Source organism: Pseudomonas sp. 13159349, from assembly GCF_013305685.1.
Taxonomy (GTDB): domain Bacteria; phylum Pseudomonadota; class Gammaproteobacteria; order Pseudomonadales; family Pseudomonadaceae; genus Aquipseudomonas; species Aquipseudomonas asiatica.
In genome coordinates this window covers 2,018,259-2,043,728 of record NZ_CP045553.1, presented here as the reverse complement: position 1 = coordinate 2,043,728, position 25,470 = coordinate 2,018,259, and the positions used below count along the sequence as shown (strand labels likewise).

General features: G+C 60.5%; 24 protein-coding genes and 2 pseudogenes. 16 read left to right on the top strand and 10 right to left on the bottom strand.

From position 1 onward, the window contains the following. Window positions 1-18 precede the first annotated feature (18 nt). On the bottom strand, window positions 19-573 hold the full coding sequence (locus GEV38_RS09655; RefSeq protein ID WP_054572224.1) for a lysis system i-spanin subunit Rz: 555 nt from the start codon (window positions 571-573) through the stop codon (window positions 19-21). Continuing rightward, window positions 573-740: pseudogene (locus GEV38_RS09650) on the bottom strand (glycoside hydrolase family 19 protein); the annotation flags it as partial. The gene GEV38_RS09655 and the pseudogene GEV38_RS09650, both read right to left, overlap by 1 nt. A 38-nt stretch (window positions 741-778) precedes the next feature. Here GEV38_RS09650 and GEV38_RS27630 point away from each other — a divergent pair. The 8 genes from GEV38_RS27630 to leuD all read left to right on the top strand — a co-directional run bounded on the left by GEV38_RS27630 (window position 779) and on the right by leuD (window position 8,459). After that, window positions 779-907: a hypothetical protein gene (locus GEV38_RS27630; protein ID WP_256573362.1), complete on the top strand. Its 129-nt coding sequence runs from the start codon at window positions 779-781 to the stop codon at window positions 905-907. Beyond that, entirely contained in the window at window positions 904-1,179 is a 276-nt protein-coding gene (locus tag GEV38_RS09645) for a pyocin activator PrtN family protein (RefSeq protein ID WP_054572223.1), read from the top strand. The genes GEV38_RS27630 and GEV38_RS09645 overlap by 4 nt, the downstream gene beginning before the upstream one ends. 389 nt (window positions 1,180-1,568) lie before the next feature. Then, window positions 1,569-2,477: a LysR family transcriptional regulator gene (locus GEV38_RS09640; RefSeq protein WP_054572222.1), complete on the top strand. Its 909-nt coding sequence runs from the start codon at window positions 1,569-1,571 to the stop codon at window positions 2,475-2,477. Between the two features lie 107 nt (window positions 2,478-2,584). After that, on the top strand, window positions 2,585-3,775 hold the full coding sequence (locus GEV38_RS09635) for a CaiB/BaiF CoA-transferase family protein (RefSeq protein WP_012053993.1): 1,191 nt from the start codon (window positions 2,585-2,587) through the stop codon (window positions 3,773-3,775). Beyond that, window positions 3,772-4,707 (top strand): hydroxymethylglutaryl-CoA lyase, encoded by a 936-nt coding sequence (locus tag GEV38_RS09630; protein WP_054572221.1) that lies wholly within the window; start codon window positions 3,772-3,774, stop codon window positions 4,705-4,707. The genes GEV38_RS09635 and GEV38_RS09630 overlap by 4 nt, the downstream gene beginning before the upstream one ends. Before the next feature lie 85 nt (window positions 4,708-4,792). Continuing rightward, window positions 4,793-6,124 carry an MFS transporter gene (locus tag GEV38_RS09625; protein WP_012053991.1) on the top strand — a complete coding sequence of 444 codons (1,332 nt, stop codon included), beginning with the start codon at window positions 4,793-4,795 and terminating at the stop codon, window positions 6,122-6,124. A gap of 280 nt (window positions 6,125-6,404) precedes the next feature. After that, a complete protein-coding gene (leuC, locus tag GEV38_RS09620; RefSeq protein WP_054572220.1) occupies window positions 6,405-7,808 on the top strand; it encodes a 3-isopropylmalate dehydratase large subunit in 1,404 nt (467 codons plus the stop codon). Window positions 7,809-7,814: 6 nt separating this feature from the next. Continuing rightward, window positions 7,815-8,459 carry a 3-isopropylmalate dehydratase small subunit gene (gene leuD / locus GEV38_RS09615; RefSeq protein WP_054572219.1) on the top strand — a complete coding sequence of 215 codons (645 nt, stop codon included), beginning with the start codon at window positions 7,815-7,817 and terminating at the stop codon, window positions 8,457-8,459. A 179-nt stretch (window positions 8,460-8,638) separates the two neighbouring features. Here the strand turns inward: leuD and GEV38_RS09610 are convergent. Next, window positions 8,639-9,757 (bottom strand): annotated as a pseudogene (locus GEV38_RS09610) (tyrosine-type recombinase/integrase). A gap of 104 nt (window positions 9,758-9,861) precedes the next feature. On the opposite strand from GEV38_RS09610, the gene dusA reads away from it, so the two are divergent. The 3 genes from dusA to GEV38_RS09595 all read left to right on the top strand — a co-directional run bounded on the left by dusA (window position 9,862) and on the right by GEV38_RS09595 (window position 14,164). Continuing rightward, entirely contained in the window at window positions 9,862-10,872 is a 1,011-nt protein-coding gene (dusA, locus tag GEV38_RS09605; RefSeq protein ID WP_085721137.1) for a tRNA dihydrouridine(20/20a) synthase DusA, read from the top strand. Between the two features lie 295 nt (window positions 10,873-11,167). Further along, the gene (tal, locus tag GEV38_RS09600) at window positions 11,168-12,094 is read left to right on the top strand and encodes a transaldolase (protein WP_054572447.1); all 927 of its coding nucleotides are present in this window, start codon (window positions 11,168-11,170) and stop codon (window positions 12,092-12,094) included. A gap of 219 nt (window positions 12,095-12,313) precedes the next feature. Continuing rightward, window positions 12,314-14,164: an alkaline phosphatase D family protein gene (locus GEV38_RS09595; RefSeq protein ID WP_054572448.1), complete on the top strand. Its 1,851-nt coding sequence runs from the start codon at window positions 12,314-12,316 to the stop codon at window positions 14,162-14,164. 266 nt (window positions 14,165-14,430) lie between these two features. On the opposite strand, the gene rssC is transcribed toward GEV38_RS09595, so the two are convergent. Both rssC and rssB read right to left on the bottom strand, forming a co-directional pair. Next, on the bottom strand, window positions 14,431-14,913 hold the full coding sequence (gene rssC, locus GEV38_RS09590; protein ID WP_013971741.1) for an anti-sigma factor antagonist RssC: 483 nt from the start codon (window positions 14,911-14,913) through the stop codon (window positions 14,431-14,433). Then, window positions 14,910-16,094 (bottom strand): two-component system response regulator RssB, encoded by a 1,185-nt coding sequence (gene rssB, locus GEV38_RS09585; protein ID WP_015269551.1) that lies wholly within the window; start codon window positions 16,092-16,094, stop codon window positions 14,910-14,912. The genes rssC and rssB overlap by 4 nt, the downstream gene beginning before the upstream one ends. 281 nt (window positions 16,095-16,375) lie before the next feature. Here rssB and GEV38_RS09580 point away from each other — a divergent pair, with 281 nt between their 5' ends. Beyond that, window positions 16,376-16,675: a PilZ domain-containing protein gene (locus GEV38_RS09580; RefSeq protein ID WP_013971739.1), complete on the top strand. Its 300-nt coding sequence runs from the start codon at window positions 16,376-16,378 to the stop codon at window positions 16,673-16,675. A 167-nt stretch (window positions 16,676-16,842) separates the two neighbouring features. Here the strand turns inward: GEV38_RS09580 and GEV38_RS09575 are convergent, their stop codons facing one another. After that, a complete protein-coding gene (locus GEV38_RS09575) occupies window positions 16,843-17,550 on the bottom strand; it encodes a VacJ family lipoprotein (RefSeq protein ID WP_015269550.1) in 708 nt (235 codons plus the stop codon). A gap of 200 nt (window positions 17,551-17,750) precedes the next feature. Between GEV38_RS09575 and GEV38_RS09570 the strand changes: the two genes are divergently transcribed. After that, window positions 17,751-18,314, top strand: coding sequence for a hypothetical protein (locus GEV38_RS09570; RefSeq protein ID WP_015269549.1), 564 nt, complete (start codon window positions 17,751-17,753; stop codon window positions 18,312-18,314). 122 nt (window positions 18,315-18,436) lie between these two features. Beyond that, window positions 18,437-18,700, top strand: coding sequence for a DUF4404 family protein (locus tag GEV38_RS09565; RefSeq protein ID WP_015269548.1), 264 nt, complete (start codon window positions 18,437-18,439; stop codon window positions 18,698-18,700). Window positions 18,701-18,846: 146 nt separating this feature from the next. Here GEV38_RS09565 and queF read toward each other — a convergent pair whose 3' ends face one another. Next, a complete protein-coding gene (gene queF / locus GEV38_RS09560) occupies window positions 18,847-19,677 on the bottom strand; it encodes an NADPH-dependent 7-cyano-7-deazaguanine reductase QueF (RefSeq protein ID WP_015269547.1) in 831 nt (276 codons plus the stop codon). Window positions 19,678-19,941: 264 nt separating this feature from the next. On the opposite strand from queF, the gene cinR reads away from it, so the two are divergent. Together cinR and GEV38_RS09550 are read left to right on the top strand one after the other, a co-directional pair. Further along, window positions 19,942-20,622, top strand: a complete 681-nt coding sequence (cinR, locus tag GEV38_RS09555) for a two-component system response regulator CinR (protein WP_015269546.1) — start codon at window positions 19,942-19,944, stop codon at window positions 20,620-20,622. Further along, complete coding sequence (locus tag GEV38_RS09550; protein ID WP_043935476.1) at window positions 20,619-21,971, top strand: heavy metal sensor histidine kinase; 1,353 nt, start codon at window positions 20,619-20,621, stop codon at window positions 21,969-21,971. Before cinR ends, GEV38_RS09550 begins: the two co-directional genes overlap by 4 nt. A 218-nt stretch (window positions 21,972-22,189) precedes the next feature. Here the strand turns inward: GEV38_RS09550 and GEV38_RS09545 are convergent, their stop codons facing one another. The 3 genes from GEV38_RS09545 to GEV38_RS09535 form a co-directional block, all read right to left on the bottom strand. Further along, entirely contained in the window at window positions 22,190-23,431 is a 1,242-nt protein-coding gene (locus GEV38_RS09545; protein WP_015269544.1) for a lipoprotein-releasing ABC transporter permease subunit, read from the bottom strand. Window positions 23,432-23,492: 61 nt separating this feature from the next. Further along, window positions 23,493-24,176 carry a lipoprotein-releasing ABC transporter ATP-binding protein LolD gene (gene lolD, locus GEV38_RS09540; protein ID WP_169774647.1) on the bottom strand — a complete coding sequence of 228 codons (684 nt, stop codon included), beginning with the start codon at window positions 24,174-24,176 and terminating at the stop codon, window positions 23,493-23,495. A 7-nt stretch (window positions 24,177-24,183) separates the two neighbouring features. Next, window positions 24,184-25,434 (bottom strand): lipoprotein-releasing ABC transporter permease subunit, encoded by a 1,251-nt coding sequence (locus GEV38_RS09535; RefSeq protein ID WP_054572726.1) that lies wholly within the window; start codon window positions 25,432-25,434, stop codon window positions 24,184-24,186. Between the last annotated feature and the right edge of the window lie 36 nt (window positions 25,435-25,470).

The following is a 25,470-nucleotide window of genomic DNA, read 5'->3' as shown; positions in this document are numbered from 1 at the left end:
TACCCGGCTCGCCTCTTTTCATTTGATGACTTCGCGGACGTAGGCCTGGCAGGCCTTCAGTGCGATCAGTCCTCGGTCACCGTCGTCGGTGATGCCGACAATTCGTTGAGCATGCGCAGGGTCAAGTTGGGCGCGAACGGCTCCATGAACCACGCCTCCGGTGCCGGCGGCTTCTCGCACCCCACGGTCACTACCCGGGGCGGCAAAGGTTCCGGCGTCGACAAGGACTGACAGCCGCAAATCAGCAGTAGCCAGCCTGTCACGCAGGCGAGCTTGAATCTGTTGTGCATCGTTCATCTCCTTCCAATGTGTTTTGCCCAGCTCCTGCAGGCGATCTTCCAGGGCTTGTCGCTGACTTTTCTGCGCTGCCAACTGCTGCAAGGCTGCAGCTGCTGCCTCCTCACGTTCACGACCATGAGCTCGATCCTTGTCTGCCAACTGCAGGACATAACCTGAAGCCTGTTCAGCCAGTTGCTTTCCGTATTCGCTGGCCTGCCATATCCAGGCCCCTCGCCCGCCCACATAGAGCCCAACAGCAGCGGCGAGAAGTGCGATACGCCAATTGAGCGGCATTACTGCAGCACCTCAAGCGCACGCTTGTAGAGGGTCTGGCGATCCTTCAGTCCATTCAGGCCGCCATTGATACGGCGGGTGATCAGCTCGAACACCGAGTCATCGGCCTGCAGCACCTTGTCAGCCAGGGTATTAAGCCCCGCCCGCTGCCAGTACCACACAGAGCTACACCCCGACCACCCGGACGACGCAGGGCGTACAGCCGATGTTTCGTCCCGCCATGTCGTTCATCTGCGATATCTGCGGGAAAGCTCGCGTTAAAGGCAACCACGACCAGTGCTCCAAGACCCGCCAGGCAGCTGGCTTCATCATCATGCGAGGGCGCAAGCCATGAACACTGCATTCATGCTAATGGCGCAATACAACGGGCTAGCCATCATCCCAATCGACCAGGTGTGCACCGACTACTTCACCCACCTCACCCCTGACATGTTTCAGCGGAAGGTTCTTGCCGGACAGATCAAGCTTCCTATCACTAGGATCGAGACAAGCCAGAAGAGCGCACGAGGCATTCATATTGCCGATCTGGCGCAATACTTAGATCAACAGCGGGAGGCTGCCCTGAAGGAATGTGCGCAATTAAACAAGACGTTTCGGGCCGGCTAACCGGGAGATTGCACCTCGCCTGGCAAGGCGCCGGTGGCCGGCGACATCGTCGGCGATCAACCCGGACCTGCCTTTGGCGAGGGCAGCTAACGACCCATAGCTGCCCTTCACCACAAGTCAAAAGGCCTGAAGTGGATGCGCGACCCACGCCGCTGCCACGATTGAAGCTGTACGTTCGGGTGATGCAGCAAGAGGTTTTGTCATGGTCGTCGACGACGTCTATGAGCGTGCGTGATTCCAGAAAAGGAGGCGGGTTGAGGTAGCGTACTTCGCCTTGTTGTCCGCACCGGCGGTTTGGAAACGCTACCATAGCGAAATAGGCCGCCACCTTATGTGCCAATTTGGTGAGATTAAGGACGGTGTGTTGGCAATCCAGTGTGGGGAACCTAATGCTTCATAAGCAGCTGATCCGGCGTTTGGACTTGATCACCTTGCAGCTCTTCGTAGCTGTACACGAGGAAGGCACACTGACGCGTGCGTCTGCCAGGGAGGCGATTGCGGTATCGGCCGCCAGTAAGCGGTTGATGGAACTGGAAGAGGCATTGGGTGTTCCGCTTTACTCCCGCACAGCCAAAGGTATGGATCTTACAGCTGCTGGTGAGACACTCTTACACCACGCTCGACGCATCCTGACTGAAGTGGAGAAAGTCGGCATTGAGGTAGGTGAGCACCTGCAGGGGCTCAGAGGCTATGTGCGGATGCTCGCGAACCTGTCGGCAATCATCCAGTTCCTGCCGGAGGATCTGCATGATTTCGTACTTAGCCATTCCCAGGTAAAGGTGGATTTGGAGGAGCGTCCGAGTGACGGAGTGGTGCAGGGGATCATCGACGGAGTCGCTGACCTGGGTATCTGCTCTATGGACAGCGAGAGCCATGGTCTGCACAAGGTGCCATATCGTCACGATCAACTGGTGGTGGTGACGCGCAATGATCACCCCCTCGCAGAACGTGATCAGGTCGCATTCGCTGAAACGCTGATGTATGACCACATAGGGCTGCACTCAGCTAGCTCGATCAATAATCGAATACATGCTGCGGCAAAGGCTTTAGGGCAACCCCTTCGTTTACGTATTCATGTCCCTGGCTTCGACGCAGTGTGTCGCATGGTTCAGGCAGACATGGGCATAGGTATTTTGCCACTCAAGGCGTTCGAGCTTTTCGGAAGAGGGTTGGGGTTGACAGCCGTACAACTCAGCGATGAGTGGTCAGATCGAACGTTGGTTCTATTGGTGCGTGAGGGCGAAGCGTTATCGCCGGTCAGTCAGCTGCTGTTCGACCATCTGCAACAGCCTCGCTAGCCTCTCGTGTTCGCGAAACGCGAACGCCTCTTTCCGATATACCGTTGGAGTTTATCTAAGGTGAACCCCTAATCTTGGTTCAAATTCCAAGAAACAGAGGTTGCACCATGACTGCTCTCAACGGACTTCGGGTGATCGAGATCGGTACGCTCATCGCGGCACCGTTTGCTGCCCGCATGATGGCCGAATTCGGCGCCGAAGTTATCAAGATCGAATCCTTGGGGCAGGGAGACCCTCTTCGTAAATGGCGAAAACTGCACGAAGGGACGTCGCTGTGGTGGTACCTGCAATCCAGGAACAAAAAGTCGATTGCATTGAACCTGAAGTCAGCGTTTGGCATTGACATCGTCAAGCAGCTGGTTGAGAGCGCTGATGTTCTCATTGAGAACCTGCGCCCCGGGGCGCTGGAGAAGTTGGGCCTCGGTTGGGATGTGCTCCACGCGTTGAATCCAAAACTGACGCTGGTGCGCATCTCAGGATACGGTCAATCGGGCCCTTACCGAGATCGTCCCGGCTTTGGTGCCATCGGTGAAGCCATGGGAGGTATCCGCTATACCACTGGTACTCCCGGCATTCCACCAGCCCGTGTCGGTGTAAGCTTGGGTGACTCGCTGGCCTCCATGCACGCCGTAATTGGTGCGCTCATGTCCGTATTGCGGGTCAAGACGGGCCAAGGTGACGGGCAGGTAGTTGATGTATCCCTCGCAGAAAGCGTCTTCAACGTGATGGAAAGCTTGGTGCCTGAATACGACATGCTTGGCCATGTTCGTGAGCGTAGCGGTGGTGCATTGCCCGGCATCGCCCCGTCCAACACTTACCCGACGGCAGACAATGGGTATGTAGTCATCGCAGGTAACAGCGATCCGATTTACAAGCGCTTGATGACTACGATTGGTCGGCCAGATCTGGCGAATGACCCGGCGCTTGAACACAACGATGGTCGAGCCGCTCAGTGCGAGCTTCTGGATGAGGCAATCACTCAGTGGAGCTCCAAGCTGCCGATAGATGCCGTACTTGAAGCCTTGGAAAAGGCGGAGGTTCCTGCAGGCCGCATCTACTCCGTAGCGGATATCGTGGCTGACCCGCACTACCAGGCGCGCGACATGATTTTGAATGCGGAGCTTCCTGGCGGGGCTACCGTGAAAATGCCGGGGATCGTACCGAAACTGTCCGACACTCCAGGCCGTATCAATTGGCAGGGGCCAAGCCTTGGGCAGCACACGCAGTCCGTTCTCGGTGATCTGGGTTTGCCTGACGAGATGATCAAACGCCTGAAGGATGAGGGGGTAGTGCAATGATCACAGACTACTCCCAACGCCTCATCGTCCAAGAGGTGTCGCCTCGTGATGGCCTGCAGATCGAACCGGTCTGGGTCGAGACAGCAGATAAGATCAAGCTCATTAACGACTTGTCCTTGGGTGGCTTCAGTCGAATTGAGGCTGGGTCATTCGTATCGCCCAAGGCAATTCCTGCTCTGCGCGATGGCGAAGCGGTGTTCCAGGGAATTGAACGTCGACCGGGCGTGGTTTATGTGGCGCTTGTACCAAACCTGAAAGGTGCCCAGCGGGCCTTGGATTCCAAAGCTGACGAGTTGAACTTGGTGTTGTCAGCTAGCCAAAGCCACAATAAAGCCAATATGCGTATGACTCGAGAGCAATCACTCGTTGCATTCAACGAGGTGGTTTCGCTCGTCCGTGGCAGCTCCGTCAGCTTGAACGGCACAGTGGCAACGACATTTGGCTGCCCATTCGAGGGCCGCATTGATGAAGATGTCGTCATCCGTTTGATTGATGCGTATCAAGAGCTCGGGATGCAAGGTGTCACCCTGGCGGATACAACGGGGATGGCGAATCCCCGCCAAGTCTACCATCTGGTGAAACGCGTGCTGACCCAGCTCCCTGCCTCGCAGCTGACCTTGCACTTTCACAATACCCGAGGTCTCGGCCTGAGTAATGTATTGGCTGCATACGAGGCTGGAGCTCGCCGATTTGATGCTTCGCTGGGTGGGTTGGGCGGCTGTCCTTTCGCGCCTGGCGCCTCAGGCAACATCTGCACGGAAGACTTGGTCAATCTGTGCGAAGAGGTCGGGATCGACACAGGAATAGATCTTCCGCATCTGCTCACGTTGTCTCGCTCGCTGCCTTCCTTACTGGGCCATGAGATGCCGGGGCAAGTGGCGAAAGCAGGCCGAAATTGTGACCTTCATCCTTTACCGCTAGGTATTGGCTGATACCTGACAAAGCGACAAACGTCGCGAGCCAGAAAACAAAAACAATTAGAGCTTCCCTCGAGAAAGCTCACCTGGAGAACCCTAAATGTCTATTTCCGTATCCGCGCCTGGCGACGGCATTGCCGCCACCTCCATCGATGAAAAGAAACTAATATCGAAAGTGGCATGGCGCCTGATGCCGCTGATTATGATTTGCTATCTCTTCGCGTTTTTTGATCGAATCAACATCAGTTTCGCGAAGTTTCAACTGCAGGCGGATCTCAGCCTGAGCGACACTGCCTACGGGCTTGGCGCTGGCCTATTTGTTGTGGGTTATGTGTTGTTCGAAGTGCCGAGCAACATGATGCTTTATAAGGTCGGAGCCAGGCGGTGGATCGCCCGGATCATGATGTCCTGGGGCCTTGCTACCGCGCTCATGGTCTTCGTGACAGCAGAGTGGCAATTTTACCTCTTGCGTTTCCTGATCGGTGCCATGGAGGCGGGCTTTGCACCAGGAGTGCTTTACTACCTGACACTTTGGTTCCCGCAACACTACCGAGGCCGTATCACATCCATGCTGTTCTTGGCGTCGGCATTCGCCGGTCTAATTGGAGCCCCCGTTTCCGGCTTGGTGCTGGGCCATATGGATGGACTTTTCGAGATGCGTGGCTGGCACTGGTTGTTCCTCTTAGGTGGACTTCCCTGCATCGCACTGGGCCTGGTTGTTCTCATCACATTGAAAGACCGCATCAGTGACGCTAACTGGTTGAGTTCGGATGAGAAGTCCTACCTGGCTAGCCGGATTGCGAGCCATGAAATGAACAAGCACGAAGGGTCTCTGCTGACGGCGCTGCGCCTCCCGGGATTCCTGATGCTGGCGTTCATCTACTTCCTGATCCAAGTAGCATCTTATGGTCTGAATTTCTGGGCTCCGCAGCTCATTCGTAGTGCTGGCATCGAAAGTGCGACAACCATTGGATTGTTGACTGCTGTGCCTTACGTATGTGGTGCTATCAGCATGGTGCTGGTTGGTCGTTTGTCTGACGCTACGGGCGAACGGAGAAAATTTGTATGTGGCCTGGTAATCATCGGGTCGATCGGCTTCTTCAGCGCGGGTATTTTCGAGGCGCACGTGCTTTACCTCACCGTATCGCTGGCACTTTTGGGCGCAGGTATTATCGCCTCCATTCCAACGTTCTGGTCACTCCCTCCAAAACTGCTTGCTGGGGCAGGGGCGGGAGCTGCTGCGGGAATTGCGCTCATCAACACGATGGGGCAGGTAGGTGGCATTGTCAGCCCTGTAATGGTCGGCTTCATCAAAGACGTTACCGGCAGCACGACACCGGCGCTTTATTTGATCGGTACTACCTGTCTGATTGCAGCAGCGCTATTGATCTGGGCCTTGCCTGAGAGCTTGAGGACTTTGGATAAAAAATGATGATTTTAAGATTGCCATTGCTGGCTTTAGCCTTCTAAGTCCAGGTTCGGGAAAGTTTGAGTAGAGGCTCAGAACTCCTTACGCACGAGCGCTTGCTCAATCAGAAGCTCCCACGTTCTGTAGCATCAAATGTGCATAGGTACTTATGGGCACGGTGTCTCTGTAGGCGCTTACGCCCATTCGTGCTCCCCGCGTTCGCGTATCCGGCTCTGTTTTGCCTCCCCACAATGCAGGGTCAAATGCAGAGTCGGATTCGCTGACCTTTGATAAGAGAAGTACAATGAACCCGATTACCCTCTTCGAAAAACTCTGGCGTCGCCATGCAGTTCTTGATACAGATGATGGCCAGACTTTATTATACATTGACCTGCAGTTGATCAATGAAGTCACAAGTCCGCAGGCGTTCGATGCACTGCGTATGAATGGTCTCAGTCCATGGCGTGTAGATTCTGTGTTGGCTACTGCTGATCATAACGTTCCGACCAAGGATCGGCCTAAAGGCATTACGGACGATATTGCTCGTCGTCAAGTTCAGGCACTTGAGCGAAACTGCGAAGAATTCAACCTCACGCTTTTCGGTATGGACGATCATCGTCAAGGGATTCTCCATGTGATTGGCCCTGAGCAAGGGGTTACCCTTCCTGGAATGTCGATCGTGTGCGGCGACTCTCACACAACGACCCATGGTGCATTTGCTGCACTCGCTTTTGGTATTGGTACGTCGGAAATTGAGCACGTTCTGGCCACACAATGCCTTTCGATGAGAAAGCTTAAAAGCATGCGTATCACCATCGAGGGCGTGCTTAATCCCTACATAACGTCTAAGGATCTCGCATTAGCACTAATCGGCAGAATAGGTACCGCCGGAGCGACGGGGTATGCCATTGAGTTTGCAGGTTCCACGGTCGAGCGCATGACGATGGAAGCACGCATGACATTGTGCAACCTGGCAATCGAGGCAGGCGCGCGTTGTGCCATGGTGGCATTCGACGATACGACAGCTGCGTACATCCGAGGAAAGCCGATGGCACCGACGGGGCAGCGGTGGAACGACGCCGAACGCTATTGGCGTACCCTCAGCAGTGATGACGGGGCGGTCTTCGACGCAGAGGTCCATATGGATGCGAGCGCTATCAGACCGCACGTTACGTGGGGAACCTCTCCGGAAATGGTCGTGGATATCAACGGACGCGTTCCATCCCCGCAGGAAGAACTTGATCCAGTTAAACGACAAAGTATTGAGCGCGCCTTGAAGTACATGGATTTAGAGCCAGCGACGGCAATCAAGGACATCTTTCTGGATAAAGTTTTCATTGGGTCGTGTACAAACTCCAGGATCGAAGATCTTCGTCTAGCTGCGTCCGTTGTCGCAGGAAAAAAGGTAGCATCGAATATTAAGCAAGCGCTAGTAGTTCCGGGCTCTGGCTTGATCAAAAAACAGGCCGAATCGGAAAAGCTTGATCGTATTTTCATTGATGCCGGCTTTGAGTGGCGGGACGCTGGATGTTCGATGTGTCTGGGCATGAACGAGGACAGGCTGACCGCTGGCGAACGTTGCGCATCGACGTCAAACCGGAATTTTGAAGGGCGTCAAGGCCCTGGTGGTCGGACTCATCTTGTCAGTCCTGCAATGGCAGCTGCTGCAGCAATCGCCGGTCACTTTGTCGATATTGGAGAGGTATAAGCCACTATGCAACCATTCACTTTCCTAAAAAGTAAGGTTGTTCCGTTGGATCGCGCCAATGTGGACACTGACGCTATTCTGCCAAAGCAATTCTTGATGATTATCGAGCGCAGTGGTTTTGGCCAGCATCTTTTTGACGAGTGGCGTTATCTTGACCATGGAGAACCCTATCAGGACTGTTCAAAGAGGCCGCTCAATTTGAGTTTTCCGTTGAACCAGCCACGCTTTGAAGGCGCTGGGGTTCTTTTGACTCGGGGTAATTTTGGTTGTGGTTCTAGCCGGGAGCATGCTCCTTGGGCTCTACATGACTGGGGAATTAGGGCGATCATAGCACCGAGTTTTGCTGAGATTTTTTATGGGAACTGCTTCAAAAACGGGATTCTACCCATCGCGCTGGACGAGGCTACCGTCGAAAATTTATTCGTCGCAGTGGAGCACCTACCAGGTTATCAACTTAGCATTGACCTTGAGAAACAAGAGATCCTAGACGACCAAGGCAGCCGCGTTCCGTTTGATGTCGACCCGTTCCGAAAACACTGCTTACTGAATGGTTTGGACGAAGTCGGTATGACGTTACGCAAGGCGGATGCTATTCGGCAATTCGAGAAAACGCGAATAGACTTGGAGCCATGGCTTTACGAGCGGTTTTAGCTTTGAATTGCGCCCCAACCGCAAAAAAGCTTATGGCTTTCTGAATCGCCGGTGGTTCCGTAGACACGTCGAACGGCTGCTATGGGTCGAGAGCAGCCGTTCGCGACTGACCGCAATCGACACACAGCCGATGCCTACCCCTCTAAGCGCATATAGAGCTAGCATCGTTATCCACCCGCCTACTCAGCCCGGGCGCCGAGTTTAACCGGTGCCTGAATGATCCGATCCAGCCACTTCCAACCTTTATACCCATCCCCGCGCCCACGCAAATGGGTATATCGCCGCAGCGAGTTCCAATCACGGTGACCAGATACGCTTGAAACCCTGGGTATGTCCCAGTCCATTTCAAACAACCGACTCACCCCTTCGTGACGCAAGTCGTGGAAGTGCAGGTCCTCTATCCCTTTCATCTTGCATGCCTTCGACCAGGCTGTGCCGATTGAATCAGTGTTGTAGGGGAATATCTCGCGACACTCTCGGGGCATGCTCTGCACAATGATCCACGCCTCATCCGGCAAGTAACACCAGACATCGTTGCCGATCTTCTGACCGGTTTTTTTCATGTCCCGCACCTTCACTGCCTGCCGGTGCTCATCCAGATCTTCCCACCGTATGCGTGTGATCTCGTCCATTCGGCGGGTCGAAAAAATCGCGAACGCTACTACCTTCGGCATGTGGATGACGCTTGAACGCCGCTGCAACATCTCGAAGAAGTGCTCTATCACCTTATCTATCTCATCCAACGTAGGACGCCGATCCCGCTCGGCTCTTCAGGTTGTAGCCGAGCTTCTTCAGCACGAGGCGCGCATCTGGCATGGCTTGCGCGTTAATCTCATACCCCCACGCCGCCCTGGCCAGGGACAGCACCGATCCCAGGTGCGCCAGGTCATTGCCGGCCGTCTGCGGTTTAATGCCTCCACCTTCAGGACTCATGCGCCAGAGCGCGTAATCCACCAGCACCTGCTGTGTGAGGTCCGAATCCACCTTCTCGCCCAAGTGGCTGTTCTTGATGGCATTCAACGTTCGCCGCTTCGTCTCACCCAACGGCCGGGCTTTTCGGCTTCGACCAGGTAGCGCTCGATCATGTCCTTGACCGTGTGCCCCTTGCGGCTGGCCCGCTCGATAGCGCCAGGTACCGCCAATTCGGTCTCCCGTCGCTTCGCCCAGGCTTCAGCAGCCTGCTTGCGGGCGAATGTCTGGGCTTCTTGGTAAACTATGACACCCTTTTTCTTGAGGCGGATCTGGACGGTGTAGTTGACCGTCCCATCGGCCTCTTTCCTTGCTCTGATCGTTGCCATGATTTTCGGTGGTACAAGCGTGATTGGCGGTGGTACCTCGGACCACTGTCACACCCAAAACGCCCAAAAACCCCAAAAAACGGCACAAAAATGCGTAGACCAGAATGCCCCTAGAATCAGCTTCAAAGCCACAAACCACGCGCCCTGAGCCCTCTCGTCGCTTCAGCGTTGCACCGATGATGGACTGGACAGACCGCCACTGCCGGTTCTTCCTGCGCCTGCTCTCCAAAAACACCCTGCTCTACACCGAAATGGTCACCACCGGTGCCCTGCTGCACAACGACGCCCACCGTTTCCTGCGCCACGACGTCTCCGAGCACCCGCTGGCCCTGCAACTGGGCGGCAGCGTGCCGGCCGACCTGGCCGCCTGTGCCCGCCTGGCCGAGGAGGCTGGCTACGATGAGGTCAACCTCAACGTCGGCTGCCCGAGTGACCGGGTGCAGAACAACATGATCGGCGCCTGCCTCATGGCCCACCCGGCGCTGGTGGCCGATTGCGTGAAAGCCATGCGTGACGCGGTGTCGACCCCGGTGACGGTCAAGCACCGCATCGGTATCAATGGCCGCGACAGCTACGCCGAGCTGTGCGACTTCGTCGGCCAGGTGCGCGAGGCAGGTTGCCAGAGCTTTACCGTGCATGCGCGCATCGCGATCCTGGAAGGTCTGTCGCCGAAGGAGAACCGTGAGATTCCGCCGCTGCGCTATGACGTGGCGGCGCAGTTGAAGGCGGACTTCCCGGACCTGGAGATCGTGCTCAACGGCGGGATCAAGACCCTGGACGAGTGCCAGGCACACCTTGAAACCTTCGATGGGGTGATGCTGGGGCGTGAGGCGTACCACAACCCTTACTTGCTGGCCGAGGTGGACCAGCAGTTGTTCGGCAGCGAGGCGGTAGTGGTCAGCCGCAGCGAGGCACTGGCGCAGTTGCGGCCTTATATCGTCGCGCACATGGAAAATGGTGGCGCGATGCACCACGTTACCCGGCATATCCTGGGGCTAGCCCAAGGGTTCAAGGGGGCGCGGCGCTTCCGTCAGCTGCTGTCGGCGGATATCCATAAGGCGGCGGAGCCGCTGGCGGTGTTCGACCAGGCGGTGGAGCTGTTGCAGGGGCGGTAACCCGGCCCAAGCATCTCACGCGGTCGGGTGTAGGAGCGGCCTTGTGTCGCGAAAGGGCTGCAAAGCAGCCCCAGGGCTTCAGCGCTGGTGCACAAATTGCCAGGGCTGCTTTGCAGCCCTTTCGCGACACAAGGCCGCTCCTACAAGGGGTCGCGACAGCTTCAGAAGTGTGCATACGGAACCTCGGGGCCGCTTGCGACTCGAATCCTCACCTTTCGCACCGCGCTTCGCGAGCCCTTGAGTGGCCGTCGGGGCTCGGGTAATGTCGAGTCATTGCACAGGACAGAGCACGCCCATGACCTCCAAGCTGGAACAACTCAAGCAGTTCACCACCGTGGTCGCCGACACCGGGGACCTGGACGCCATCACCCGCCTGAAACCGGTCGATGCCACCACCAACCCGTCGCTGCTGCTCAAGGCTGCGGCCATCCCGGGTTACGCCGAGCTGCTCAAGCAGGTGAAGGCCGATGCCAAGGGTAATGTCGACCTGGCCTGCGACAAGTTCGCGGTGGCCGTGGGTTCGGGCATCCTCAAGGTCATCCCGGGTCGTATCTCCACCGAGGTCGATGCCCGCCTGTCGTTCGATGAACCCGCGCTGCTGGCCAAGGCGCGCAAGCTGATCGAGCTGTACGAAGCCGCCGGCGTTGGCCGCGACCGCGTGCTGATCAAGCTGGCCTCCACCTGGGAAGGCATCCGCGCCGCCGAGAAGCTGGAGAAGGAAGGCATCCAGACCAACCTCACCCTGCTGTTCTCCTTCGCCCAGGCCCAGGCCTGCGCCGATGCCGGGGTGTTCCTGATTTCGCCGTTCGTGGGCCGTATCTACGACTGGTACAAGAAGAGCACCGGCCAGGAATACGTGGGCGCCGAAGATCCGGGCGTGCAGTCGGTCACTCGCATCTACAACTACTATAAGGCCAACGGCTACGGCACCGTGGTGATGGGCGCCAGCTTCCGCAATATCGGCCAGATCGAACAGCTGGCCGGCTGCGACCGCCTGACCATCAGCCCGGAACTGCTGCAGCAGCTCAGCGATGACCAGGGCGACCTGCCACAGGTGCTTAAGCCGGGCAATGCCGGCGAGCCCAAGCAGCAGCTGAACGAAAGCCAGTTCCGCTGGGCGATGAACGAAGATGCCATGGGTACCGAGAAACTGGCCGAGGGCATTCGCCAGTTCGCACGGGACCAGGAGAAGCTGGAGAAGTTGATGGCTGAAAAGGCCTGATACATTTCAGGATTGCCTGACGGGCGGGAAGTGTTCAGCATTTTCCGCCCGTTTTTCGTCTGGCCCCATCAAGTGCCGGGCTTTAGCAGTTTGTTGAATTCAATGGCCCTATCGCCGGCAAGCCAGCTCCCACAGTTACTGCACAGCCTTCGAGATCAGCGCTGTACCTGTGGGAGCTGGCTTGCCGGCGATAGGGCCGGTTAGCCCTCAGAGCTGTCGATGACCTCCTCTACCCCATTGCCCCTCGTACTCGCCGGCCCGGTACTGCGCCGCCTGGAACCTCAGCGCCTGGCCATCTGGCTGGTCGCCACGCAACCGCTGCAACCCGAATTCATCTTCCCGGCAGGCGAGGCCCAGGTCGATTGCCAGGTGGTGGCGGTGGGCCAATACGCCTTCATCCATCTGCTGGACATCCACTTCGCCCAGCCGCTGCCCTGCAACCAGCTGCTCGACTATGACCTGCTCATCAACGGCCAGGGCATCGCAGGCTGGGCGCCGCACCTGCTCTACCCCGGCGCCCGGCGCCCAAGCCTGGTACTGCGTGATCGGCTCGACCACCTGCTGCACGGTTCCTGCCGCAAGCCGCATTTCCCGGCCGCCGATGGCCTGCTATGCGCTGACCGCCTGCTGCAGGCCTGCGAAAAACCCGCGGACCGCCCCGCCGTGCTGCTGATGACCGGCGACCAGGTCTATGCCGACGACGTTGCCGGCCCGATGCTGCGCGCCATCCACAGCCTGATTGCGCGGCTGGGCCTGTTCGATGAGCAACTTGAGGGCGCGGTGGTGCCCGACAGCCAGGCGCTGTACCAGCACCCGGCCTGCTATTACCATCGCGCCGACCTGTTGCCAGCGCAGGAACGCAACGAAACCCTGCGCGAGCGCTTTTTCGGCGGCAAGCGCAAGCCGATATTCTCGTCCAGCAACGCCGACAACCACCTGGTGACCTTCGCCGAGGTCATGGCCATGTACCTGCTGGTGTGGTCACCGGTGCCCTGGCAGCTGGTGAACCTGGACATGCCCGACGGGCTCACCGCACCGCGCCAGGCACGTTACCGGCAGGAGCTGCCGCTGATCCAGGCGTTTGCCGACAACCTCGGCCAGGTAGCGCGGGTGATGGCCCACCTGCCGTGCCTGATGATCTTCGACGACCACGACATCACCGACGACTGGAACCTATCGGCGCTATGGGAAGAAACCGCCTACGGCCACCCCTTCTCGCGGCGGATCATCGGCAATGCCCTGCTCGGCTACCTGCTGTGCCAGGCCTGGGGTAACGACCCGCAGGGTTGCAAGCCACTGGTCGGGCAATGCCAGGCGTTGAACAGCCAGACCCAGGATGAGCTGATCGGCGCACTGCTGCGCTTCCAGGGCTGGCAGTTCAGCCTGCCCACCAACCCACCCTTGCTGGTGCTGGACACCCGCACCCGCCGCTGGCGTAGCGAAAGCAGCCTGGCCAAGCCGTCCGGGCTGCTCGACTGGGAGGCGCTGAGCGAGTTGCAGCAAGCCCTGCTGGACCACCCCTCGGCGATCATCGTGTCGCCTGCGCCGATTTTTGGCGTGAAGCTGATCGAGACGGTGCAGAAGCTGTTCAGCTGGCTGGGCTACCCGCTGCTGGTGGATGCCGAGAACTGGATGGCCCACCGCGGCGCAGCGCAGGTCATCCTCAACATCTTCCGCCACTCGCGCACGCCGGGGCACTACGTGGTGCTGTCCGGCGATGTGCATTACTCATTCGTCTATGAAGTGCTGATCCGCCACCGCCAGCGCAGCCCGCACTTGTGGCAGGTGACCAGCAGCGGGATCAAGAACGAATTCCCGCGGCGCCTGCTGGATGTGCTCGACCGGCTCAACCGCTGGCTGTATGCGCCACGCTCGCCGCTCAACTGGTTTACCAAGCGGCGGGAAATGGAGGTGGTGCCGCGTACGCCCAGCCATAGCAAGGCTGGCGAGCGGTTGTGGAATGGTGCGGGGTTGGGGCAGGTGTTCTTCGATGAACAGGGGCGGCCGGCGCGGGTGTATCAGCTGGATGCGGGTGGGGGTGAGGCTACCGAGTTTGCGCGGCAGGGGTGATCAGGCAGGTAATGCTTGTGTTGGTCTTGCCGGCCTCTTCGCGGTCAAACCCGCTCCCACAGGGGCAACACAGGTTTCGAATGCAACGCAGTACCTGTAGGAGCAGCCTTGTGCTGCGAAGAGGCAGGTATGACAAAAGATATTCTGTGGCAGTGCTGGCCTCTTCGAAGCACAAGGCTGCTCCTACAGGTGAGTGCATGACTCAAGACTGGTGCATAACCTGTGGGAGCGGGTTTACCCGCGAAGAGGCCGGTACAGGCTGAAGATCAGGTCCGCTCCAGCGCATTGACCAGGTCATGGAAGGCTTCGCGGTTGGAGTCGTTCAGGCCCATGAGGATCTTGTGCGCCTCCAGCACCTTGGAGCGCACCACGTCTTCGTTCTGGTCCTGGGATGGCAGGTCGGTCAGGCATTCCGGACACGGGATCGGCCGATCGACGATGTTGAACACCTGATCGAAGCCCATCGACTGCAACAACCGGGAAATGTCCGGGTTGGTGGTGACCACGGTCGGCAACAGGCCCACCTTCTGGCGCGACAGGATCGACAGCTTGGCCAGCAGGCCCAGGGTAGTGCTGTCGATGCTCTCGGTTTCAGTCAGGTCGATGACAATCGCCGAGAAGTTCAATGCGGTGAAAATCTTCTCGATCGTCGCATCCAGCGCCGAACACAGGGTCAGGCGCACTTCACCGACGAATTTCAGGACGAAGGTACCGCTCTGCTCGGCGAACTGGATTCTACCGGTACTCATTGAAGGTTCCTGCTCAACACCAATAGGGCGATATCATCCGGCATCTCCCCAAGCGTAGCCAATCCGAATCGTTGACGCAGCCCATCCAGGCTGCCACCTGCTGCCCTGACGATTTCCGGCAGGGCGGTTTCTTTATCTTTGAGCGTATCACCCGGCAAAAGGTCCAGAATGCCATCGGACATCAGGCTGAGGCTGAACTGCGGCGGCAGCTCCACTACCAGGTCCTGGTAGGTAGCCTCGTCGAACAGCCCCACCGGCAGGCCGCGGCCTTCCAGGTAGCGGGTGTGCTCGGGGGTGTGCAGCACCGGCAGCGGCAGATGGCCGCCAACGGCGTAGGTCAGCAGGCCGGTGTCTTCATCGATCACCCCGCCAACCATGGTCACGTGCTTGCCCAGCTTGCAGTTGATCAGCCCGCGGTTGATGTGGCTGAGCACCTGCGAGGGTTTGAACTCGCGCATTTTGCTGCCGCGCTTGAATTCGAACAACAGCCGTGTGGTCATGAACTTCAGCAGCACGGTGACGAACGCTGAGGACGCGCCATGCCCGGAGACGTCGGCGAGATAGAAAGCGATGCGCCGTTCGTCCACCCGGAAGTAATCGGCAAAATCACCCGACAGGTACAGCGACGGGATGATCTGATGCTCGAAGGCGAACTCGCCGGCCACCCAAGGGCTTTCCGGCAGCATGTTCATCTGCACCTGGCGACCGGCGGTCTGGTCCTCCTGCAGCAGATGCAGGCTGGCCTCCAGTTCGCGGTTGGCGGCTTCGAGCTTGTCGCGGTAGCGCTGGTTTTCCAGCACCAGACGCGAGCGGTCGAGGGCGCGGCGCACCGAATGCTCGAGCACGGCCAGGTCTTCCAGCGGCTTGATCAGATAGTCGGCAGCGCCCAGGCGCAACGCTTCCACCGCATCACTCATGACGCCGGCACCGGACACCACGATCACCGGCAACTGCGGGGCGCGCTCGCTGACCTGGCGGATCAGTTCGAGGCCGCCCATCTGCGGCATGCGCAGATCGCAGATCACGAGGTCGGGCTGGTGTTCTTCGAAGACCTGAAGCCCCTGCTGGCCATTGCCGGCCTGGAGGACGCTGAAGCCACTGTCTTCAAGATAGGCGGCGAGGCTTGCACGGACCACGTCGTCGTCATCGATGATCAGCAGCGTTGCACTGGTTTTCTGCATGTGGGCGAACGGCGCCGATTTAGGTTGGTGCAGCGGTGTCGGCAAGGCAGACGGCCAGCTACGGGAATTCTTTATGGTCACACTCTACTTGAGTTGTAGGACAAGAACACCTGCCCGGCAACTGTCTGGCAACTGCGAGAGCTACCTTGTAAGGCGCAGACGGTACTCCCATCCGGCAGGCGTTTCAAGCATGCAAGGGTCGACCCCGGCGCACTTTACAGGGCAAATCACCGAGAGTTATAAGAAAGTCGACCAGCGCAACCCGACGGGAAGGATGCAGCATGCCCCACACGCCCTCCAGCCATGGCGAGAAACGCGATTTCATCCGCATGCGCATTGACACCGAGGTCAGCCTTCTGCACGAAGGCCAGGTGATCGCGGCAGTGTGCCTTGACCTGTCCAGCGGCGGCATGCAGGTGCAGGCACCGCAGCGCTTCCAGGTGGGGGACCATATCGAGGTACGGATCGAGTCCGAGCATCCGGCGCTGAAAGGGCTGCACGCCAGCACGGAAGTGGTGTGGATTGCCGACCAGCCGGGCGGGCAGCAGAAGTTCGGGTTGCGGATTGTGGCGATGCATTGATGGCCCTGCTGGCCCCCCCCTGTAGGAGCGGCCTTGTGTCGCGATGGGCTGCGCGGCAGCCCCCGGATTCAGCTTCGCCGCATGAGTTGCCGGGGCCGCTTTGCGGCCCTATCGCGACACAAGGCCGCTCCTACACGGGGACTGCACAGGACCAAGCACGTGCAGGATCAGAAGTCGTCTTCGACCTCGCCATCCTTGACCTTGAACTCGCGGTTCTGCAGGTAGGCGTTGCGAATGAAGATGTACTTGTCACCCTGGATCAGCTTCTCTGCCGACAGCAGGTCGGCGCGGGTGTCGATGATGTCCAGGGCAAAGATCGAATTGCGCGTCGGCACATGGTCGATGTAGCGGTAGGGTTTGGTGTAGGTATCCGGGTACTTGGCCACGCCGTCACGCACGGTGCTCGGGCCCAGCAGCGGGATGACCACGTACGGGCCGCTCGGCACGCCCCAGTAGCCGAGGGTCTGGCCGAAGTCCTCGTCGTTGCGCTGCAGGCCCATCTTGGTACCCACGTCGAAGAAGCCGCCCAGGCCGAAGGTGGTGTTGACGATCAGCCGCGCAGTGTCCACGCCCGCCGCATGGGGCTTGAACTGCAGCAGGTCGTTGGCCAGGTTGGTCACGTCGCCCAGGTTGCGGAAGATGTTGTGGATGCCATCCTCGAGGAACTGCGGGGTGACCGCCTGGTAGCCCTTGGCCAATGGCTTGAGGGCATAGGTGTCGAGGGTATCGTTGAAACGGAAGATCGGGCGGTTGACCGCTTCCCAGGGATCTTCCTCGGTGGCTGCCTGGGTGGCTGCCACGGGCGCCAGCAGCATGCTGGCGCAGACACAGGCCTGGGTGACTCGTTCGATCACACTGGCACCGATCCTACGCATAGGTGTTTCTCCATCGAATTTCTCGGCCGCAAGCGCAAACGGGTGCGCTGCTGTACGGCGGCAGTATAGAGGCTTGCGGGCTGATAAACAGCTTTACACATCTCTGCTCAATATTTTGTGAACAACTGTTGCGCGGTGCCGGTTGTCACAGGGCGGTAACAATCGCCGAATAGCCTGCGGACTATTTGAGGGAAGTTGCCATGGACAATGCACCCGCCTTCACCGCTGTGCTATTCGGCTTGCGCGGCTGCCTGGTGCAAGCCGCCAACGGTACCCCCTCGCCCGCCCCCGGCGCGCTAGCCACCCTCGCCAGCCTGCGCCAGCGCCAGGTGCCGTGCATCTGGCTGGACGACCTCGACGCCCCCCAAAGCAAGCGCCTGGCGCACGTACTGCCCGCCTGGCTGCCGGGGCATTCGGTGAACGGCGTGCGCTGGCCGGCGCCGAACGCCTGTTGGCAGGCCCTGATGACGCTGGACAGCGAACGCCTGGACGGCTGCGTGCTGGTCAGCGGCGACCCACCCCTGCTGCAGTCTGGCCTGAACGCGGGGCTGTGGACGGTGGGGCTGGCTGCCTGCAGCCCGTTCTGCGACCGCAGCTCGCGGCAATGGCAAGCCTTGACCCCGCAGGAGCAGGACCTGGCCCGTGGCAAGGCGACGCTGGAACTGTTCAGCCTGGGCGTGCACTCGGTCATCGACCACCTGGAAGCGCTGGACACCTGCCTGCAGGACATCGCCCAACGCCGGCGCAAGGGCGAAAAACCCTGATACAGCACCATTGACGCGGATCATGCAAAGCAACGGCAGGTGGATTACGCTGAAGACAGGCCAGAACCTTTGCCGCTTCGCTGAGGTCCATGGCTTGCCAAGCCATTGATGGAGAACTGCCAATGCCTGCCCGCGAATTGCAAGAGCGCCTGAACAGCTTGCGCGAGCAACTGGACCGCAACGTGCCGCTTTCGGACGAGGAACTGGCCGCGCTGCACGAAGAAGCGCGCCAGATCGAGGCGCAACTGAAGCTTGAGGAAGCCACGCCAGACCATAACCTGGTGGACGGCGTGAACCTGGCGATCGAACGCTTCGAGGCCGACCACCCCGACCTCACCGCTACCCTGCGCAGCATTGCCAACTCGCTGCACAGCATGGGGATCTAGAAATACTGGGGCCGCTTTGCGGCCCTATCGCGACACAAGGCCGCTCCTACAGGTACAGCGCAAGCCCCAAATCTTGCGCTGTACCTGTAGGAGCGGCCTTGTGTCGCGATAGGGGCGCGAAGCGCCCCCCGGCGTACTTGCGAACCTTACTGCCGAACCAGGCGCTTGTTGTCCGGGCTGATCGCCCTCGTGCTGCGGTAAGGGTTGATATCCAGCCCACCCCGGCGCACATAGCGCGCATACACCGTCAAATGCTCCGGCTGCAGCAGGTTCTTCAAGTCCAGGTAGATCCGTTCCACACACTGCTCGTGGAAGTCGGCATGCTGGCGGAAGCTGATCAGGTAGGTCAGCAGGCTGGCATGGTCCAGCGCCCTGCCCTTGTACTCGACCACCACGCTGCCCCAGTCCGGCTGGCCGGTGACCGGGCAGTTGGACTTCAGCAGGTGACTGTGCAGGGTTTCTTCCACCTGCCGCTCCGGGTTGCAGTGCAGCAGCTCTGGCTGTGGTTGTTCGTAGTTGCTGATGGCAACGTCCAGCGCATCGATGCACTGCCCCGGCAACGCCACCACGCCTTGGGCCTCGACCTCGGCCAGGGTGCGCACTTTCACGCCCACCGGCTTGCCGGCGGCGGCGGACAGGTCTTTCTCCAGGCACGCCTGCAGCTCGCCAAGCGAGGCGAACACCGTCTGGTTCAACGAGTTCAGATACAGCTTGAACGACTTGGACTCGATGATGTTCGGCGAATCGGCGGGGATAGCGAACTCGCCGATCGCCACCACCGGCTTGCCCGAAGGCAGCAGCCAGCTCAGCTCGAAGCAGTTCCAGTAATCCACACCCTGCCACGGCAAGGTCTGGGCGGTAACGCCCAGCTCGGCCCACTTGGCGGTACGCGGGATCGGGAACAGCAGCTCCGGGGAATAGGTGGCAATGTATTCGCTGGATTTGCCCAGCGGGGAATGTTCGGCAGCGGGATGCATGGAAACTGACCTGAAGGTTCGAAATTGCCCCTAGTCTACCGGTTTTGCACCCCACCTTGGAGCGCAAGTCAGCGGTATTACATCTTCGTCAGTTTGGGGCGAGCGGGTGCATCGTCACGTATCATCTCAGCATCACCCGGTCCCTGTAGGAGCGGGTTCACCCGCGAACACCGGCAAAGCCGGTGCCATGCACCGTGTTGAATTCTTCGCGGGTAAACCCGCTCCCACAGGGTTTTGTGCCGTTTGCTGGAGTCAATTCACCCAATGAAACTGCTGATCGTCGAAGACCAGGCCCGGACCGGCCAGTACCTGAGCCAGGGCCTGAACGAGGCCGGCTTCGCCACCGAACTGGCCACCGACGGCGAGACCGGCCAGTTCCTCGCCCTGACCGGTGACCACGACCTGCTGATTCTCGACGTGATGCTGCCCGGCCGTGACGGCTGGCAGATCCTCCAGGCCGTGCGCCAGGCCGGCCTGGACACCCCGGTGCTGTTTCTCACCGCCCGCGATGCCGTGGAGGACCGGGTGCACGGCCTGGAGCTGGGCGCCGATGATTACCTGGTCAAGCCGTTTGCCTTCTCCGAACTGCTGGCGCGGGTGCGCAGCCTGCTGCGCCGGGGCACCAGCCCCAGCCAGGACACCACCCTGGGGCTGGCCGACCTGCGCCTGGACCTGATCCGCCGCCGCGCCGAGCGCGCCGGCCAGCGCATCGACCTGACCGCCAAGGAGTTCGCCCTGCTTGAACTGCTGCTGCGCCGCCAGGGCGAGGTGCTGCCCAAATCGCTGATCGCCTCGCAGGTGTGGGACATGAATTTCGACAGCGATACCAATGTGATCGAAGTGGCGATCCGCCGCCTGCGCCTGAAGATCGACGACCCGCACCCCAACAAGCTGATCCATACCGTACGCGGCATGGGCTATGTACTCGAAGAGCGCGCGGAGTGATGCGCCAGGTCTCCCTCGGCAGCCGCCTGGCCCTGCTGTTCGCCGCCTGCACCGCCGCTGTCTCGCTCGGCGCGGGCCTGATATTCAGCCGGGCCAGCGAGCAGCACTTCGTGGAACTGGACCAGCAGCTGCTGGACTCGCGCCTGTCGCTGTTCCGCACCCAGCTGGCCGGCATCTCCACCCCGGCCGAGCTGCAGGCGCGCCTGCCCGCCTTGCGCGATGAACTGGGCCACCAGGCCGACCTGGCCCTGCGCATCAACGGCAGCGACGGCGCCACCTGGTTCGAAAGCCGCACAGGCCTGCCCCGGACACCGCTGCCCGACGGGCTGGCAACCCTGCATGCGCAAGGCACCGACTACCGCAGCCTGGCCGTGCACCTGGCGCAAGGCGCCCCGCAGTCGCCACAACTGACCCTGTACCTCGACATCACCCATCACCAGCACTTCCTGCAGGGCATGCAACGGCTGATCTGGCTGACGGTGGGCCTGTCGGCGCTGGCCACGGCGCTGCTCGGTGCCTGGGCTGCACGCCGCGGGTTGCGCCCATTGCGGCAGATGGGCCAGGTGGCTGCCAGCGTGTCGGCGCGCTCGCTCACCACCCGCCTGCCGGTGGCACAGATGCCCGAAGAGCTGGCCGAGCTGGCGACGGCCATGAACGCCATGCTGCAGCGCCTGGACGATGCCTTCCAGCGCCTGTCGGCATTCTCTGCCGACATCGCCCACGAGCTGCGCACGCCGCTGTCCAACCTGCTGACCCACACCCAGGTCACCCTCACCCGCCCGCGCAGCCTCGAAGAGTACCGCGAAGCCCTGCACGGCAACCTCGAGGAACTGCAATGGATGGCGCAGATGATCAACGACATGCTGTTCCTGGCCAAGGCCGACCATGGCCTGCTGGTGCCGGGGCAAGCACCGCTGGTGCTGCATGAGGAGGTGGATGCGCTGCTGGAGTACTACGCGCCGCTGGCAGAGGACAGCGGCGTGCAGATGCTGCGCGAGGGTGAGGCGCTGCTGCAGGGCGACCGGCATATGCTGCGCCGGGCGCTGTCCAACTTGCTGGACAATGCCTTGCGCTTTACCCCGTCGGGTGGGCAGATAAAGGTGACATTGGGGCCAGGGCCGAGGGTTGGCGTGGCCAATACCGGGGCGGCTATCGAGCCGGCAGTGTTACCACGGTTGTTCGACCGCTTCTACCGGGTGGACCCGGCGCGGCGGGAAGGCAGTAGCGAGCATGCCGGGTTGGGGTTGGCGATTACCCGGTCGATCGTGCAGGCCCATGGTGGGCGCATCAGGGCGGAGTGTGCGGACGGGTGGACGCGATTCGTGATCGATTTCACTGAAGACCAGTGACATCGGGGCTGCTTTGCAGCCCATCGCCGGCAAGCCAGCTCCCACAGGTACAGCGCAGGTCTTGAGCTTGATGCAATCCTGTGGGGGCGACCGTCTTGTACTGCCTGTACTGGCCTCATCGCTGGCAAGCCAGGCTCCTACAGGGACTGCGCAGGGCTTGAGGCCGATGCGGTCGGGGTGGGAGCTGGCTTGCCGGCGATGAGGCCCTCAACAGTCACTCAAACTGCCAGGCCAATCGCCGGCTGCACCTGCGATGCCCGATAAGCCGGGTAAATGGTCGCCAGGAAGCTCATCACCAACCCGGCAGTGCAGATGATCGCCACATCGCCCCACTGCAACTGCGACGGCAAGCTGCTGACGAAGTACACATCCGAAGTAAAGATGTGCTGCCCGCTCACCCGCTCCAGCCAACCGACGATCTGGCTGACGTTGAACGCCGCAACCACCCCAAGCACGCCACCGATCAGCGTCCCGACAATACCGATCAGGCTGCCCTGGACCATGAACGTGCCCATGATCTGCGCCGGCGTGGCGCCCAGGGTGCGCAGGATGGCGATGTCCGGCCCCTTGTCGTTCACCACCATCACCAGGGTGGCGATGATGTTGAACGCCGCGACCGCGATGATCATCAGCAACAGCAGGCCGATCATGGTCTTTTCCATCTTCATGGCACTGAACAGGCTGCCCTGGGTATGCGACCAGTCATCGGCACGGTAGGCATCGCCCAGCCCGGCAGCGATGGCCTTGGACACCTGCGGCGCGGCATACAGGTCGTGCAGTTTCAGGCGCACGCCCTGCACCTGGCCCGGCGCCCAGCGCTGCATGGCGCCGGCATCGTCGACGTGAATGTAAGCCTGCGAGCCGTCCAGCTCGGCGCCGACCTTGAAGATACCGACCACGGTCAGGCGCTGCATGCGCGGGGTGATACCGCCCGGCTCCTTGCTGATTTCCGGCACGATCAGGGTCAGTTTGTCGCCGGTATTCAAACGGAAGCGCCGCGCAGTCAGCTCACCGATGACCACGCCGAACTCTCCCGGCTGCAGGTCCTGCAGGCGGCCCTGGACGATATGCTGGCCGACGATCGAGACCTTGCCCTCTTCGGCCGGGTCGATACCGCCGACCTGGATCGGCTGCATCGCGCCCTTGTACGACAGCATGCCTTCCATTTCGGTAATCGGCGCTGCCGCCATCACCGCCGGGTCGCGCATGGCCGCGTCGGCCACCTTGTGCCAGTCGTCCAGTGGCTGCACGCCGAGGATGGCGGCATGCGGCACCAGGCCGAGGATGCGCGAACTCATTTCGCGCTGGAAACCGTTCATCACCGACAGCACCACGATCATCGCCAGCACGCCCAGCGACAGGCCGATCATCGAGGTCATCGAGATGAACGAGATGAAGTGGTTGCGGCGCTTGGCTCGGGTGTAGCGCGCGCCGATGAAGATGGGCAAGGGTCTGAACATGTACGGAAACACCCAATGAAAACAGGAAAACGGGGCGGCACCGGCCACCCCGTGCAGTCGATCAGATCGCCACCAGGTGGCCGTCGTCGAGCTTCAATACACGGTCCATCTGGCGCGCCAGGTTGAGGTCGTGGGTGACCACCAGGAACGCCGTGCGCGACGCGCTGGACAGTTCCTGCATCAACTCCTGGATGCCCTGGGCGGTGTGGTGGTCGAGGTTGCCGGTCGGCTCGTCGAGCATTACCAGGCCGGGGCGGTTGACCAGTGCGCGGGCAATCGCTACCCGCTGGCGCTCACCACCGGACAACTCGGCCGGCTTGTGGTTGAAGCGGTGGGCCAGGCCAACACGCTTGAGCAGCGCCTCGGCACGCTCACGGGCCTCGGGGATCGGCGTGCGGCCGATCAGCAACGGCATGCACACGTTTTCGATGGCAGTGAATTCCGGCAGCAAGTGGTGGAACTGGTAGACAAAGCCCAGCTCGCGGTTGCGCAACAGGCCACGGGCACGCTCGCCCAGTGCCGACAGCTCCTCGCCGGCCAGCCAGACGCTGCCCTGGGTCGGCCGGTCGAGGCCGCCCAACAGGTTGAGCAAGGTACTCTTGCCCGAGCCGGAGCTACCCACGATGGCTACCCGCTCACCGGCGTGCAGCTCGAGGTTGAGCCCGGACAGCACCTGCACCGACTCCGGGCCCTCGTCGTAGGACTTGCCCAGGTTGCGGCAACTCAGAACGGCTTTATCACTCATGCGCGACTCACTCATAACGTAGCGCCTCTGCAGGCTGGGTGCGGGCCGCACGCCAGGCCGGGTACAGGGTGGCGAAGAAACTCAGGACCAGCGCCGCACCACAGACCATGTATACGTCCTGGGCCTGGATCTGCGACGGCAGGTAATCGATGAAGTACACGTCGGCGTTGAGGAACTTGTGCCCGATCAGTTTCTCGATGCCGGCGATCACCGCGCTCACGTTCAGCGCGGCGACGATCCCGACCACGGCGCCGATCAGGGTACCGATCACCCCGATCACCGTGCCCTGGACCATGAAGATGAGCATGATCTGCCCAGGCGTGGCGCCCAAGGTACGCAGAATAGCGATGTCGCCACGCTTGTCGTTGACCACCATCACCAGGGTGGAAATGATGTTGAACGCCGCCACCGCCACGATCAGCAGCAACAGCAGGCCGATCATGGCCTTTTCCATGCGGATCGCCTGGTACAGGTTGCCGTGGGTGCGGGTCCAGTCACGGCTGTAGAACTCCTGGTCCCCCAGGCGCTGGGCGATGTCCCAGGCCACCCGCGGCGCCTGGAACAGGTCGTCGAACTTCAGGCGCAGGCCCTGGACCTGGTCAGGCTTCCAGCGGTGCAGCCGGGACAGGTCGCTGATGTTGGTCAGGCCCAGGTAGCCGTCGATTTCGCCCGCGCCCACGTGGAAGGTACCGACCACGGTGAAGCGCTTCATGCGCGGGAACATGCCGGCCGGGGTCACGCTGACCTCGGGGGCGACGAAGGTGAGCTTGTCGCCGATGCCCACGCCCAGCTTGGCCGCGGCCTTGTCGCCGATCATGATGCCCCACTCGCCCGGCGCCAGCTGGTCCAGGCGGCCTTGCAGGACGAACTTGTCGATGATCGACGCTTCGCGCTCGCGGGCCGGGTCGATGCCGTTGAGCAGCACCTTCTGCACCTTGCCTTCGTGGGTCAGCAGGCCCTGCATCTGGGTGAAGGGCGCAACCGCCACCACCTGCGGATTCTGCTTTACTTGTTGGGCAAGGGCCGGCCAGTCGGCAATGGGCTGGCCGCTCTCCAGCGTGGCATGGGGGATCATGCCCAACACGCGGGTACGCATCTCGTGGTCGAAACCGTTCATGACCGAGAGCACCACGATCATCACAACCACACCCAGGGCGAGGCCGATCATCGAGGTCAGGGAAATGAACGAGACGAAGTGATTGCGACGTTTGGCACGGGTATAACGCGTGCCGATGAATGCGAAAAGAGGTCTGAACATGTCGGGGCTTGTTCGGATGAAAGGGAACGTCCTTGT